Annotated in this window: 11 protein-coding genes; 1 reads left to right on the top strand and 10 read right to left on the bottom strand. The window is 37.3% G+C overall.

Annotation, left to right across the window (positions count from 1 at the left end; all coding sequences use genetic code 11):
- Position 1: 1 nt before the first annotated feature.
- The 3 genes from BW935_RS06875 to BW935_RS06865 are packed head-to-tail and all read right to left on the bottom strand — an operon-like array spanning position 2 to position 2,504.
- Positions 2-979 (bottom strand): MlaD family protein, encoded by a 978-nt coding sequence (locus BW935_RS06875; RefSeq protein WP_076499860.1) that lies wholly within the window; start codon positions 977-979, stop codon positions 2-4.
- 2 nt (positions 980-981) lie between these two features.
- Positions 982-1,722, bottom strand: a complete 741-nt coding sequence (locus tag BW935_RS06870) for an ABC transporter ATP-binding protein (protein WP_076499858.1) — start codon at positions 1,720-1,722, stop codon at positions 982-984.
- 5 nt (positions 1,723-1,727) lie between these two features.
- A complete protein-coding gene (locus BW935_RS06865; protein ID WP_076499938.1) occupies positions 1,728-2,504 on the bottom strand; it encodes an MlaE family ABC transporter permease in 777 nt (258 codons plus the stop codon).
- Between the two features lie 521 nt (positions 2,505-3,025).
- Here BW935_RS06865 and BW935_RS06855 point away from each other — a divergent pair.
- Positions 3,026-5,788, top strand: coding sequence for a M14 family zinc carboxypeptidase (locus BW935_RS06855; RefSeq protein WP_076499854.1), 2,763 nt, complete (start codon positions 3,026-3,028; stop codon positions 5,786-5,788).
- Positions 5,789-5,849: 61 nt separating this feature from the next.
- Here BW935_RS06855 and BW935_RS06850 read toward each other — a convergent pair whose 3' ends face one another.
- The 7 genes from BW935_RS06850 to arfB form a co-directional block, all read right to left on the bottom strand.
- Positions 5,850-6,974 carry a cytochrome-c peroxidase gene (locus BW935_RS06850; protein WP_076499852.1) on the bottom strand — a complete coding sequence of 375 codons (1,125 nt, stop codon included), beginning with the start codon at positions 6,972-6,974 and terminating at the stop codon, positions 5,850-5,852.
- Between the two features lie 31 nt (positions 6,975-7,005).
- Positions 7,006-8,493: a DUF6850 family outer membrane beta-barrel protein gene (locus BW935_RS06845; RefSeq protein WP_139325511.1), complete on the bottom strand. Its 1,488-nt coding sequence runs from the start codon at positions 8,491-8,493 to the stop codon at positions 7,006-7,008.
- 109 nt (positions 8,494-8,602) lie between these two features.
- The gene (locus tag BW935_RS06840; protein WP_076499848.1) at positions 8,603-9,919 is read right to left on the bottom strand and encodes a DUF4876 domain-containing protein; all 1,317 of its coding nucleotides are present in this window, start codon (positions 9,917-9,919) and stop codon (positions 8,603-8,605) included.
- Positions 9,920-9,934: 15 nt separating this feature from the next.
- Entirely contained in the window at positions 9,935-12,679 is a 2,745-nt protein-coding gene (locus tag BW935_RS06835; protein ID WP_076499846.1) for a TonB-dependent receptor, read from the bottom strand.
- Positions 12,680-12,804: 125 nt separating this feature from the next.
- Positions 12,805-14,112, bottom strand: a complete 1,308-nt coding sequence (locus BW935_RS06830; protein ID WP_076499844.1) for a sensor histidine kinase — start codon at positions 14,110-14,112, stop codon at positions 12,805-12,807.
- Between the two features lie 21 nt (positions 14,113-14,133).
- Positions 14,134-14,811 (bottom strand): response regulator transcription factor, encoded by a 678-nt coding sequence (locus tag BW935_RS06825; protein WP_076499842.1) that lies wholly within the window; start codon positions 14,809-14,811, stop codon positions 14,134-14,136.
- 29 nt (positions 14,812-14,840) lie between these two features.
- Complete coding sequence (arfB, locus tag BW935_RS06820; RefSeq protein WP_076499840.1) at positions 14,841-15,260, bottom strand: alternative ribosome rescue aminoacyl-tRNA hydrolase ArfB; 420 nt, start codon at positions 15,258-15,260, stop codon at positions 14,841-14,843.
- Between the last annotated feature and the right edge of the window lie 82 nt (positions 15,261-15,342).

Raw genomic sequence — 15,342 nt, 5'->3', positions numbered from 1 at the left:
TTCATTTGATTTTGCCCGACTCTTTTTTCTCCAGCCTACGGAAATATCTTCTGAATAGAAAATTCTGTTTTAAGGCTTCCATATTCTGATTGAAGTTGTCAGTTCCTGCTTCGAGATTCGACATAGTCTGTTGAATATCAGATTTTAATGTGCTATCTTGAAGAATTAGGTTTACTGTTCCTTCTGCTTCTTGAATTTCAGTCAACCAGTTTCTGATTTCAGCTATCAAGGTGACAGCGTTTTCACTGGTTTGCATGACATTATCCATAGAAGCTATCAATTGTTCGCTTAGTTTTTCATTTGTAAATACAGTATGAACCATCCCCTCACCCATTTCTAATTTTTTCAACATGTCTAACCCCGATTTAGTCATGGTGGTTGCATTTTGGCTAGCTTGTTTGAGTTCTTTGATGGTGCTTTTGATATCAGCTGTCATTTCCTGATCCGATAGTACTTGCCATAATGCTTCGCTTTGGTTGAGTTTATTGGTGATATCGTAGAGATTGACCGCGATGCGTTCAAAATAATCTCCCGTAGAGCCAAGCCTTTTGAGCATTTCATCAGTACTCAAGACATTTTGGGGATACAGTGTATCGCTTTCCATTATTGGTCTAGCATCTCCATCTTGGGGAATGATTTGAAGAATTTTGTTTCCCATCAATCCATCTGTATTGATAGAAGTTAGCGCATTTTGCTTGATGTTTGGCTGCATTTTTCTTTTGACCAAAAAGTAAACGAATATTGAGGAATCGTTGACCATATCGATAGATTTTACAGTACCAATATCCATCCCTTTGTATCGCACATTGTTGCCAGGTACGAGTCCATTGACATTGTCCATCACAGCCACGACCTCAATAGAAGAACCAAAAAGGTTTTGGTTTTTCCCAATCATATAGAGGGAAAATACAAGAAAAAGGACTCCCGAGATGACCATGAGTCCGAGTTTGGCGCTATTTAATTCATTTTTTTCTTTCATGGTTAGTCGAAGAATTCACGGATTTTAGGATCCGTTGATTTTTGTAAATTTTCAAATGTATCTTCTGCATAATTCTTCCCGTCGATCAACATGATCACCCGATTGGAAGTGATGCGAATGCAATTCATATCGTGCGAAATAATGATTGATGTTGCATTGTATTTCTTTTGGACCTTTACCATCAATTCTGATATTTCCCTTGAAGTAATCGGGTCTAGTCCTGTAGTTGGTTCATCGTAAAGGATTACCTTAGGTTTGAGAATAAGAGATCTTGCTAGGGCTACTCTTTTTTTCATACCTCCTGAAAGTTCTGCTGGCATCATATCTATGGTATGTGCAAGACCTACATCTGACAAAGCTTCTAGTACAGCTCTCTCCGCGCCTTGTTTTCTCTGCTCAACACTCCAGTGTCTTCTTAAAGGAAACTCCAAGTTTTGCCTGACAGTCATGGAGTCATACAAGGCATTGCTTTGGAAGAGAAACCCAATTTCTGACCTCAGTTGATCTACTTCATCTTCACCCATATCTTGGATTGATTGATTGAGGATTTTGAGTATGCCGCTATCTGCTTGAATCAAATTGATGATGCACTTGATCAGAACCGATTTTCCTGAACCAGATTTACCCAAGACTACGATATTTTCGCCAGGTGAAACCTCCATACTGAAGTCTTTGAGCACATGATTGCTTCCAAATGATTTATAAAGATTTTTGACTTCTACTATGGGTGCTATTTTCTTCATATCGATCAAGTCAAACCCAATAAATCTGTCACTTGTACAGCAATCAAGTCTAGGATGAAGACTAATAATGAGGCTACAATCACAGCAGTCGTAGCGGAACGCCCTACGCCTTCTGTACCTTTCTTGGAATAATAGCCCATGTAGCAACCTATGATGCCTATAGCAAAACCGAAGAAGAAAGTTTTGACAATAGCTGGTAACAAATCCCCAAAACTTAAAGCATCAAATACCTGAAACCAATAAAGGTTCCAACTGACACTACCTCTGATATTTACACCTAGGTAACCTCCATAGAGCGAAATGGCATTGGCCAAACTACTCAAGACAGGTACCATCAGTGTTGCAGCCATTACGCGTGTTACCACCAGGTATTTGAATGGATTGGTACCTGATACCTCCATGGCGTCAATTTGCTCTGTTACGCGCATAGATCCTAATTCAGCCCCGATTCCAGAGCCGATCTTACCCGCACAGATCAAAGCGGTAATGACTGGGGCGATTTCTCGAATCAATGATACAGAAACCATAGCTGGAAGCATGGATTCAGCACCAAATTCTACTAAAGTTGGTCTTGACTGAATCGTCAATACCAAACCCATGATGAATGCAGTGATGCCCACCAATGTCAATGTCTTGAAGCCGATCCAGAAACATTGGTTGAGAAACTCCTTGTATTCTTGCTTTGGCTTGATGACTGTTCTGAAGAACTTACCAGTAAACCTGGCAATGTTTCCGATTTCCTTCAAGAATTCATTTTGCTCTATTTGAAAGGTTTTCAGCATCCTTATTTGGTTCTTGCTCAAATTTGCAGAATTTACAGTCATAAATTCAAAATGTCAATCAGTTAAAAGTATGACATTGATCAGTTTATCTGAAATTGTCCGAAACTGCAAATAAAAGTGTCCAAAATAGGACATCTACGGATGTTGAAATGATGAAAATTTGCATTAGAACATCCATTTTAAGTTTGGAAGCTATTTTGTGAATAGATCTAAAAAAAATATAATATGATGACATTTCTACTTTGGTTGATACTCTTGATCATCTGTTGGCCTATTGCCATATTGGCATTATTCCTTTATCCTATCCTTTGGCTTTTGTTCCTTCCCTTTAGGTTATTGGGATTTGCGATCAATCTATCGTTTGATTTGATCAGGAATATTTTCTTATTACCTTTTAGATTGCTGGGTATTCGATGATTGACATATTTTGACCATTGATTGATTTTGAATGGATTTCATGTAAATGCCTTATCTGATTGTTTAGATTTTTTGTAGATTGAATGATCACTAACTAATTCACTATGAAAAAACGTTACAACGCTGCCCTGCTCTTAGTCTTTTTTTTATGCTTGAGTCAGCTTACTGCTCAGCAATTAGATCAGGTTTACAATCAGAAGATCAAGGATTTTACTACGGATAAGCGGTTTTTGCCTCAGTCTTTACTGGATCTTGTCGATCATCCTACTATTCCTTCGCCTTTGAAGCATTTTGGACATATTATTGGTGCAGAAGGACATGTTCATAGAACTTCTGAGATTTATGGCTACTATCAGCAATTGGCAGCAACCTCCCCCATGGTTCACATGCAGGAAATGGGCGAAACAGAGGAAGGCAGAAAATTCTATCTGATTGTCATTGGAGATGAGAGTTCAATCCAGAATTTAGATCAGTACAAAACACAAACAGCACTTTTGGCTGATGCTAGGAAGACCAGTGTGGAAGAGGCCGAAAAAATCATCGAAAAAGCTAAACCGATTTACTATGTGAGTGCAGGAATGCATGCTACTGAGATGGGTGCCCCAGAAATGTTAATGGAACTAGCTTATCGTTTGGTGACTTCTGAGGCTACACCAATCAAAGAAATTAGAGAAAATATCATTACAGTGATCAATCCTGTTTCTGAACCTGATGGTTGGGACAAGCAAGTGGATTGGTACTACAGATACACCAAAGGAAGGGAATTATTTGATGATGGATTCCCAAGATCTGTTCCTTATTGGGGTAAGTATGTATTTCATGACAATAATAGAGATGGTCTACAAGTATCTCAAGCAATCACCAAATCCATCTTCAAAGGTTTTTTTGAATTTCACCCAACTGTCATGTTGGATTTACATGAATCTGTTCCCCTACTCTACATCTCTACTGGTACAGGACCTTACAATGACTTTGTAGACCCGATTACACAAAGTGAATGGCAGGTGATGGGAAATCATGATGTGGCAGAGGTGGCCGCGCAAGGGATGCCAGGTGCTTTTACTTGGGCATTTTATGATGGTTGGTGGCCTGGATATGGTATATGGGTGGCCAATAACCATAATTCCAACGGTCGTTTCTACGAAACTTATGGTAATGCAGGAGCGGATACTTATTTGAGAGATCTGTCTACCTCCCGCTATGCAGGTGATCTCGCTACTTCCAAAGAATGGTATAGGCCGGATCCTGCTACTCCACAAGTATTATGGTCTTTTAGAAATAATATCAATTATACGCAAACTGGGGTGCTTGCTTCTCTTTCTTATGCTGCCAATAATGGGAAAATGTTGCTTCGAAATTTTTATAAAAAGGGATTCAATAGTGTAGAAAAAGGAAGAACAGAAGGTCCTAAAGCCTTTACGATTGCCAAATCGCAAAGAGATCCTGCTATGGCTGCTTATTTAGCCAATCAATTGATGGTTCAAGGAATAGAAGTACATGAAGCAGCAGAGGAGTACTTGATTTTATCTGAGCAGCCGTATAGAAATCTTTTGGTTTCGCTGATGACTCCTCAAGCTTACCCAAAAGATGCCAAATTTCCTCCTTATGATGCCATTGCTTGGACCCTACCCAATTTATATGGAGTTGAGGTAGATGTGTTGTACGAACTAGATGGCAAAAACCTATCTTCTTATAAACTTTTAACCGAAGAGGTAAAATATGCTGGAAAAGTGGAAGGCAGCGGTAATGCTTTTATCCTTGCTTATCATGCTCAAAACAATATCCTTCCAGCTTTATATGCACTGAAACGAGAGAATAAGAATGCTGGAATCTCGGTTTTGAAGCAATCAGAAATCATTAATGGCAAATCATATCCGGCTGGATCTTTATTGATCACGAAGACAAATAATAACCAAATCAAGCAGCTAGCAGAAACTTTCGAGTTGGATTTTGAAGCAAGTCCAGCAAATTTCGCTGGGTTTGAACAGAAGTCAATCAATCTTCCGAGAGTGGCCATCTACCATACTTGGTACAATACTCAAGATGAAGGCTGGTCAAGGTTTACTTTTGAACAGAGAGGAATTCCTTATACTTCTATAGATAAGGACGAGTTGAAGGCTGGTAACTTGAAATCCAAGTATGATGTGATCTTGATTCCTCGCGTAAGAGGTAATGCAAAAATGTTCATCAATGGAGTAGACAGCAAATTTGGACCTATGCCCTATACCCAAACAGCCGAATTCCCGAGCCATGGGGTTCCCGCTTCTACCAGTGATATGACAGGTGGACCTGGATTTAGCGGCATAGAGCATTTGAGAAAATTTGTACAAGATGGCGGCTTGCTGATAGCCTTAGAAAATAGTGCAGCTATCATGGCGGAATTGGGTCTTGCACCTGAGTTGAGTCCAGTCAGTTCGGGTAGTTTATTCCATCCGGGGTCTATTGTGATGGCAAAAGTGAGAAAATCCAGTTCACCAATTGTCAATGGATATCCAGAGGAGTTTTCAATTTTTAGAGGGAATGGTCCATTATTGCAAACGAACAAATACAACAGAGATTTGATGCTTGTGCAGTATGGAAGCAAGCCATTGAAAGATGAAATTCCTTACGAAGGACCAATTCTTGGGATGCCTGATAAGCCTAAAAGTGAGCAGGTGGAAGCTAAGGAAGAAAAATCAAAGCCTTATGTAGTTGCTGGTATGGTAAGGAATGAACAAGAGATCATTGGTCATGGAACTATATTCAATGTGCCTGTTGGTCGAGGCAATGTTTTAGCCTTCACATTCGATCCATTGCATAGATTCCTCAATCATCATGATGCGCCTATGGTTTGGAATGCATTGATCAATTGGGATGGATTGAGATGAGTTTTATATTGATTCAAATTATAAGAGGCTGACTCGTATGTAGAGACAGCCTCTTTTCTTTTTATTTAGGGATTTCAGGTCTTGTCATTCTAAAATTTGGTGCAGAGAGTGCATGAAGAAAGGCAATTAAGTGTTCTTTTTCTTCCAGTGACAAGTCTAGTTTCTTGAGTAAATGTGATGTTTCAGGAAAGTTTGGATCATCTTCCATTCCAGGTCGTGGTTTGGGTCTTGCCATCCCATTATCATACATCTGCATGATTCCCATGATATCATTGAAGAAGCCATTGTGCATCCATGGTCCTGTATACATTACATCTCTCAGTGAAGGAGTTTTAAACTTGCCAATATCTTTTGGGTCACCTGTAAAATCAAATCTACCCAAATCTTCAAACCTTCCTCCATAGAAGTGTAAGCCTAGATTATGAAATTTATTGTCGGTAAAAAATGGTCCGTTATGGCAATTGATGCATCGGGCTTTTGTCCTGAATAAATGCATTCCTTGGATAGCTTCGTCAGAAAGTGCATCTTTTCTCCCTTTCATAAATTGGTCAAAGTCACTTGTACGACTTGTTAAGGATCGTTGGAAATAAGCAAGAGCAGAGGAAAGTCTTTCTGTTGTAATAGAATCATCTCCAAAGGCTTCTATGAAGTATTTCTTGTATCCTTCAATTTTGGAAAGCTTCGTTGGTAAAAAATGAATTTTCTGGTGCATTTCTATCGGATCTTCCACAGGCATCAAGGCTTGTTCTTCCAGAGTGGCAGCTCTACCATCCCAGAAAAGAGGTTCTGTTTGCCAAATATTGTTTAGCCCTGGAGAGTTTCTTTTTCCAACTTGATGATTATGACCTACAGATTGTGATCGTCCATTAGACCAGCCTAACTCGGGATCATGACAAGTAGCACAGCTGATTTGATTTGATGAAGATAATCTAGGGTCAAAGAATAGCACTTTGCCTAATTCAATCACTGGCTTGAGTGAATCTACATTTCTGTATAGATTATCAGGCATCAAGCCAATTTCTCTAAATTCAACATCCTCGTCTACATGTGGCTCAGGCCAATATTCAGATGGCTGAGAATAAATTTGTCTGAGTTGGTCCGATGTATACTTCTGAGAGACTTGAACCCATCCTATGCAGGTCAGCAAAGTAATGGTAGATAATATGATGATTTTACGCTTAGTCATTTGATAACTCTAAATTATTTGGGTTTGACAATCAATGGATAAAATTGATGCTGAATCCTATGGTCTGTCTTTGTGTATTCCTTATTTCAAAATAGTCTGAATTGAGTGTAGTTAATGGTTGAAAATTGTTGAAGTTACCAAATATGACTGGGTTAAGATCAAATTTTCCCAAGCTGTATCTAGCTGATAGTGTTGCCTGGATTTGTCTAAATTCAGAACTGAAATAGTCAATATTTGGAATCATGATGCTTCTACTGACGACATTGATTTGATTGGGAATGATGTTTACAACTTGATCCAAATTCTGGTTCCAATTGATTGAAAGTTCTGGATAGAGTGTCAATTTTTTGGAAGCCTTTAATGGGATTTGAGCACCAATACCATAGTTAAAATTGATGATTTCATAAGCATGACTTGCATTAAAATCCCGCATAGCATGCGTATTATGATTAATCGTGGAGTATAAATTGAAATTATTCAGATTTTTGAAGGTATAGAAAATATCCAAGCCATAACTATAATCATCTTGCTGGAAGTTGTTCCCCACCAATAGGTTATTGAAATCAGTCCCTTGGCTGACTTGTAGCTTTCCTACTGCTTGAATTACGCTGCTTTGATTCTGGTATTCTACAAAGATTTTATTTTCGATTATGTCGATATCATAAAAGCCGATTTCTTCAAAAATTCTTTGAGATCCTTCTACCCCTCTTCTATTGAATTGTTTTTGGGTCAAGGAGTAATTGAATTCATTGCTTATTTTGAGGTTTTCACCAGTGTAATAATAAGCAGCTGAAATGCCATAACCTTCATCAAATAATTCGTAATTGGGTCTTCTTAGTAAATTGAAAGAGGCACCTCCCATCATGGTATAAATATTATATTCTGAGCGTCCAAAGCTATCATTGCTTTGATTGAAATTAGATACAGATCCTCTTTCCTTTGCACTCAAGATTTGTACACCTGCCGCTATTTGATGATTTTCAATAAACCGATAGGAGACTTGTACCTTTGGTTTGATTAAATAGTAATTAATCAAAGGCCTTGGGTCATTACCTCTGCTGTGGGTTTGCAGTGAGTAGTCTACACCAATTCCAATTCCTAGTTTATCTCCAAAGAAAAACTTGCTGGCATTGATGTAGGAATTGAAAATTTCATTTCTCCAATTTCCTCTCCTAATATTGCCATAGTAATAAGGAGTTTCGTTTACATTTCTCGTTTGCTTCCACCCTACACTGTCTTGCTTTTGATTTTGATACCGGAAGTATCCTTCTATTAACCAACCTTTGACTTCTCTATTACCATAGCTAAAAAAACCATAGTTTCGTTCTTTTTCTGGCATTTGGACAGTATGAAATTCGCCATCTGTATAATCCCAATACGCACCACTAAACCCAAACTCCTGCCCTATCAAGGTCGACCGAAGTGGTTGGATCGCGAATTGATCCAAATACACTTGAGTGCTTTTCAAGAGTAGTTTTTCATTCCACTCAGAATTCTGAGCAAGAACCGAAAAGTTCAAGTTTATAAGGATTAATATGTAGCATAGTTTTTTCATAAATAGAGAACAGAACTCCGTTTTAGATTAGAGAAAGGGGGAGAAATATCCCCCCTTTTTTGAATGGATAGTTTTAATCTGCAAACCCTTTTGGATCAGCTTTCTTCCCTATAATATCATTCTCAGAGTTATTAGAATCTTTCATCACTCTTCTGTCACCAAAAGTATTGGCTGTCAATCTAAATCCTGCTTCAGAGGAAAAAGAACCACCTGGTACATAGAAGAATCCAGCATCAATATCAACAGGAAGCATCTTTGGAACTTGATTAGTAGGAGATTCTTGTCCTTCTACACCATCAATGATCAGTGATTTAGGGATTTGATATCTTAAAACGGTATTGTTTGTGATATTTTGTGAATTAGGCGTGGCATATCTCGGAAAAGTTCTGACATCAACATCAGAAGCAAATATTACCACTGACTCTCTCCCCCTATTATCTAAAATCAAATCAGTGCCTTGCCATTGGATATTTAACATATTTGGAACGGATTGATTGTCAATATCAGAAGCCAATGGCGTAGGTACATCGTCACCGAGATATACTTCAAAATCTGCATTACTTAGATCTACTGTTAAGTCAGGATTATTGACAGTAATAGTATTACCGTCGTTTCCTTCAAAAGGAGCTTTATGATTGACAGCAGTAGCAGCTAATATGATGCTAGCGCCTGGTTCTACTGGGTATTGTTGTCCAGAACCTGGGAATTGATACAACCACTTGGAGTATACATAATCGGTATTTGGATCGCCTTCTGCATTCATTCCAACAGATTTGCTCCAATCCCATTGTCCATCGGGTTGAGTAAAGTCTTGAACTGAATTTGCCAATCTTCCCAATACGCCCATAATGTATAGACCATCCATGTATTGAATTTCTGTGGAGTTGTTATGAATTTCTATAAATTGATCCCTAAAGAGTGCTCCGTCGACTCTATCAGATCCAGCAGCATATACTTGTTTGATCACAAGGTTACCAAGTCTACCAGCTAGAAGTTCTATTGTAAAAGATGAAGCGGTGGTATTAATGGGTACAGCAGTTTGGTTGGCGTTAAATACTACTTCTTCTCCATCAGGAAGGTATCCAGCAAAATTAAAGAATGCCTCAGCATCCATGGTGATAGTAGCGCTGATATCATATATTCCACTCGGAACAGCTTCAAAGATGATTGATCCATCAGCTGTGGTTTCACCTTCAAAAGTTTGTTGAGACGTAGTATTTCTTAAAGTAACCTTACTACCTTGAGCAGGTTCTTGATCGAAATCTTCACTATGGTTGACTTGTATAGTTACATCAGTTGGTTCTACTCTTGGACTATCGTCTCTTTCAGAGCATGCTAGTGAAAAGGCTACAATTCCAGCCAGCATAATTTTAGAAAATAAATTTTTCATAGGTGTGTATTTAAGTTAATAAGTAAATCTTAATTCAAGACCGAAATAGGGATCCTGATTGAGGAAGCTGAGGAAAGTTCCAGTAATAGGATCCAATAATTCCGGTCGAATATTTAGGAAATTGTTAGCGAAGAAGGAGAAGCGAATTCCTTTTCCAAGGTTTTTGCTTAAATTGAAGTGAGCATTGAAGTAGGTGAATTCTGGTCTTCTGAAGTAATTACCCTGTTGCTCTGTTCGGCTTAAGATATCATAGAATGGACTGTCTCTTTCGGATTCTGGTATTTCTACAAATTCCATGTTGCCATTTAAATACCCAACTGCACGATCAGTGGAAGGAAAGCTTCTTTGATAATTATATATAAAAACTTGTCCTCTTAGTGCCATGACCAAGCCAAGTTTTGAAATGTGATGATTGATTGTAAATAGACCATTTGCATTTCCTCCTTGGGATTGTGTACCAGAATAAACTCCAAACCAAAAAGGATCTCCTGGTTGAAAGTTGGTTCGTTCCAGATATTGCAGGTTATCATTGAAATAATAACTATCATAGTAAGATAAATTCAAGCTGAAAGATGTGTTGATAGCTTCTATTTTTTTGGTAGCGGCTACTACTTCAAAGCCATAACTTCTATCATAATTTCCATTTACTACCTGTCTTTCTGTGACTGGAACTATCCTTACTTCGCCTGTTGGTTGATAGATGGGTCTTTGATTTTCTCTGACTTCTACCAGTTCATATTGGGGCACATCTAGGCCAACTCTATTTGTATTTACAGAGAACCCATTTTTGTTCTCGTTCAAAAATGCTGTCACACTTACATTGAATAAACCTTTTTTGAAATAAGCCCCAATTTCTCTTTGGTAGGCCTGCATGGGTCTGACTTGAGAAGCATCATTTGGCCTTTGATAGGTATACACCAGGTAGAGTGACTCTATTTCACGTCCATTGAAGAAATTGATCAAAGGAATATCTTGGAATTGTGGGCCAGGAAAGAGGTGAATTAATCCAGGGGCTTTGTAGCTAATTCCGAATGCTCCAGTTAAAGTTAAGTTTTCATTGACATTGTATCTTGAATTGATCCTTGGTGAAAAACTCCAATTATTGAATTGGTTATCAACCCTGAGGCCAAGGTTGAGATTGTATCCTTTATTTAAAAACTCTCCTTTGATGCCATCTTCAATATAAAACCCAAACTGCTCTAAAAAGGGATTTATTTCTCTGTAGCTTAAGGGTCTTTCATTCCCAAATTGAGAAACTACCCCAGATGTTCTGAGTGGTCTAAGTGGATCAAACACCCTTCCTTCACCATAATTACCATTAAAGTTGTATGTGAACCCATATGAAATATTATGATCTGTATTTTTGTAGACCAGGGCTTTTGAAAAGTCAAGTCTGGCTGAAATATTTACAGGTTTCCCTTCAATAGCTCTAGTAGTTCTATAAGAAGATGGATGGAATGTACCTTCATTTACACCTTCGCCCAAGAATCCTGTTACTGGCAATACACCAGGATTGACAAACTGCTCAACAAAGGAATAATCATAACCTCCATTGTAAGAAAAAACTGTTTTGAAATTGTCAAAAATCGGGGTTTCTAAATTGAAGTAAGTTCTATTTGAAACGGTTTGACCTCTTCTTTCATATAATACCCTTCGTTCGGTGGCAAAGTCTGGGTCTATCCTAAAATCATCTAAAGTAGTGTTATATTTTAAATCCAGTGTATTTTTGATCAATTTACCAGATCCTATGAATGCGCTCCACATCAATCCTCCCCCTACTCTGTTGAAAGATTTGACAGCATCTCTCAAATCAGGACGACTATTCAAATAATCAATATTGGCAAATATGGAATGTCTTTCTGATAGCTGAAATCCTTTGGATAATTGAAAATTCTGATCAGCTCTGGCTTGCCTCAAGGAAAAGTTAAGGGGGGCTTGACCAGCAGATGTTTCTATGATAATAGCACCATTGGACATATCCCCATATTTTGCTGATGCCACGCCTTGGATGACTTCTACTTTTTCAATATTCCCCACTGAGATTTGCCTGAGGTCAAAACCACCACCAGGATTTTCGCCACCTTCAAATGAACTGGATCTGAAACTATTGCTACCTCCAAGCGAGTTGAACCCGCCTGTTTGAATAGGGTTTCTTCCTTGCATATTGCTATTGTTATTCAGCTGATTGTCATTCATAACTATAGAAATTCCAAAGGAATTGTTGAGAGATGATTGACCTGTATTGGCAGATCTGAAATTGATAGCTTGGGCACTTTGCAAATCGGGGTTTCGAATTTCCTGACCAGGTATCAATTGTAGTAATTCCCCAAGACTATTTGCCTGTGACTGATCGATGACATCTTTATCAAGTTTGAAAGCAGAAACAGATACATTTTCATCGTCTCGTTCTGCGGTGACGACCACTTCCGACATATAATTGTCGTTGTCTTGAAGGGTTATATCTCTTGTAATGACATTCTGACTTGGGTTGAGTGTAAGCTCTATTCTTTCTGTTCTTTTACCCACTAGTCTAACAGTCAAGGTTATATTTCGAGCGGAAGTAGCGCTTATTTTCAGCTCATATCTACCATTTTCATCAGCCAAAGCATAGACATTCTGGCCAGCCATTACTGTCACAAATGGTAGCGTTTCCTTACTTTTAGCATCTGTAATTTGGCCCCTGATGGTATACTGTTGTGCTATAGCAAAAGATGAACTACTTAAGGTGAGGATAAGTATAATGCGTAGAAGTTTTCCCATAGAGCGGATTCAGTGTGAAGCGAATTCAGCTCTAAATTTGAAAAACAAATTAGAAGAAAATTAGAAGATGTTAAAAATATGACTCAAACAGTATTAAAATTTGGCAAAAAGCTTTAAAAGCTATCCTAAATTACTGTTTCAGTAATAGGCGTAAAATTGGTTATTTTAAAAGAATGTAAATCATTGATCATTCTATAACTTATTTTAAAATCATGCAATTGTACAATCTCTTTGCATATAGCAAGTCCCAAGCCACTCCCAGCTAAGTTTTTATTGTCTTTATTGAATCTTTTAAAAATCTTATTTTTATCAAGAGCTGTTGAATTCCCCGTATTTTGAATGATCAAAGATTTACTATTGAGGTAAACTTTGATCTTTCCATTTTCAAAATTATGAGTGGTAGCATTCGTCAATAAACTATTTATCAATGTCTCTATTAAAGCAATATTCCCCTTTATAATGATCGAATTTTTAATTTCAGCATAGCTACTCAAATTTTTGCTTTCAAAATTAGATTGATAAAGCTCTAGAGTTTCTTTGACTACATCAGATAAATTTACATTTTCATTGGTTAGATACTGCTTGTTCTCTAGCTTGGTCAAAAGAAGTAAATTTTTGTTTAACCTATTCATTCTATTGACAGCCAAATTGATTTGGTCAACGATTTCAAATTGCTCTTTTGTCAACTTAGATTGTATAAGTAATTCTGCTTTTGACTGAATAATAGCCAAAGGAGTTTGTAATTCATGTGAGGCATTTTCAGTAAATTCTTTTTGCTGCATGTAGGCAGAGTGACTCCTATTGGTGTAAAAGAGTAAATTATCAGAAAGTTTCTTGAATTCTTCAATATCTGATTCAATAGGGCTAAGCGTTTGTCCATTTTGAATATTTAAATTCGATAATTCATCTATGCTCTTGTAAAAGGGTCGCCAGACTTTTCGTGCTATGCTTCTATTGATCCAATAATATCCAATTAGTATCAAAAAGAAAAAAAGCCCTGCAACTGCCGTAGTGTATGGGATTACATCAAAGTACTCTTCCATATCGACTTCGGCTTTCAATAGATATTCTTTGTCAAAAATATCAATAACTGTTTCCAAATATCGGTATGGCCTGATGCTGTTTGAATATTGGTCAAATCTTTCTGCTGTATAAAACCGATCACCCCTTTCAGCAGGAAAAGTATCCATGGATATTATTTGATATCCAATATCCAATTCGTTCAGAAGCCTGATTCTTATAACTGCTGTTCTTGGATGCATATGAAGATGATTGAGCTGATCCTCTACACGTAATTTGTTGTTTATAAGTGATTGATCAGCATCTACAGTATATATATAAACGACTACAAAATAAAACAAAGGAATGCTGACCAAAACCAAAATGGTAGTCATCATCACAAATGGTTTAAATGATTTATCTAAAAGTTTCATGATACTTTCTTGAATTGTACATCAATCGATACTGAATTTATATCCAATACCGTATACTGTTTTAATATATTCAGGACAACCTGCTTGTTGCAATTTTTTCTTCAAGTTTTTAATATGGGCATATACAAGTTTGTCACTATCTACAAAATCAACCTGCTCTCCTAAGAGATGATCTGCAATGGCTGTTTTGGATAAAACACGCTGATGAGACGAAAGGAATAATCTCAGGAGTCTGAATTCACGAGGTGTTAAGTCCAAGTTTTCATTTTGATATTTGACAGTATTATTGATTAAATCTAGGGTGATGCCTCCAAATTCTACGATATTATTCCCATCAAACATTTTTCTTCTGGTAACAGCAGTGATTCTCATGGCCAATTCAGCCATGTGAAATGGCTTGGTAAGAAAGTCATCTGCTCCAATTTCTAAACCTTTGAGCTTATCATCTAAGGAGTTTTTCGCCGAAATAATAATCACGCTGTCAGATTTTTTACGGATTTTTATCTCTTCCAAAATGTCAAAACCAGACCCATCGGGAAGACCAATATCCAGCAGAATACAGTCATAATCATAAAGGTCTATTTTTTCAGAAGCATCTTTTACATTGGTCACTATTTCACATACCACAGGAGAACCCAGAAAGTAATTGTGGATAGCTTCTGCAATTTCAATTTCGTCTTCGATAATCAAAACTTTCATAAAGGATCAAATAATTAATTAATCAATATCTACCAATCCACTTTCCCTCGATTTTGCTTTTTTTGAGAGGTACTTTTTTTAGCTTTTATCCTTGTTTCTATAGCTGATTTCGTTGGTTTAGTAGCCTTCCTTTTTTTCTTTTTCTCAAATGCACTGGATAAAGCATCATAAAACTTCTGTATGGTAATTTCCTTATTTTGATTTTGAGAACGCTTTTCTTGGCACTGGAACATTATTTTACCAGTAGAGTCGATTTTATTTAGCCACTTTTCAAGCAATAATTCTTTCTCTTCCTCAGAAAGTATTTGTGAAGCTTGAATGTTAAAAAATAGTTGAACTTTGGAATTGACCTTATTTACATTTTGACCTCCAGGTCCACTACTTCTTGAAGCTTGAAATTCAAACTCAGAATTCAAAGCTTGATTTTTTATTTTTTGCTGAATGGTCATTGCGAACAAATAGGATGAATCTTAAAGGTAAATATATTTCGTGAAAGGATTTTGTTTCCAAAATCCAGAAAATGGATTTAGC

The sequence above is a fragment of the Belliella pelovolcani genome (genome assembly GCF_900156785.1).
GTDB lineage: Bacteria > Bacteroidota > Bacteroidia > Cytophagales > Cyclobacteriaceae > Belliella > Belliella pelovolcani.
Note: the sequence above shows the minus strand (reverse complement) of the source record. Positions and strands in the feature narration are given on the sequence as shown.

Excerpts from the sequence above, each read along its gene's own strand:
- BW935_RS06835 (WP_076499846.1), bottom strand. The coding sequence starts at position 12,679 with ATGGGAAAACTTCTACGCATTATACTTATCCTCACCTTAAGTAGTTCA.
- BW935_RS06875 (WP_076499860.1), bottom strand. The coding sequence starts at position 979 with ATGAAAGAAAAAAATGAATTAAATAGCGCCAAACTCGGACTCATGGTC.
- arfB (WP_076499840.1), bottom strand. The coding sequence starts at position 15,260 with ATGACCATTCAGCAAAAAATAAAAAATCAAGCTTTGAATTCTGAGTTT.
- BW935_RS06825 (WP_076499842.1), bottom strand. The coding sequence starts at position 14,811 with ATGAAAGTTTTGATTATCGAAGACGAAATTGAAATTGCAGAAGCTATC.
- BW935_RS06850 (WP_076499852.1), bottom strand. The coding sequence starts at position 6,974 with ATGACTAAGCGTAAAATCATCATATTATCTACCATTACTTTGCTGACC.
- BW935_RS06855 (WP_076499854.1), top strand. The coding sequence starts at position 3,026 with ATGAAAAAACGTTACAACGCTGCCCTGCTCTTAGTCTTTTTTTTATGC.
- BW935_RS06840 (WP_076499848.1), bottom strand. The coding sequence starts at position 9,919 with ATGAAAAATTTATTTTCTAAAATTATGCTGGCTGGAATTGTAGCCTTT.
- BW935_RS06870 (WP_076499858.1), bottom strand. The coding sequence starts at position 1,722 with ATGAAGAAAATAGCACCCATAGTAGAAGTCAAAAATCTTTATAAATCA.
- BW935_RS06865 (WP_076499938.1), bottom strand. The coding sequence starts at position 2,504 with ATGCTGAAAACCTTTCAAATAGAGCAAAATGAATTCTTGAAGGAAATC.
- BW935_RS06830 (WP_076499844.1), bottom strand. The coding sequence starts at position 14,112 with ATGAAACTTTTAGATAAATCATTTAAACCATTTGTGATGATGACTACC.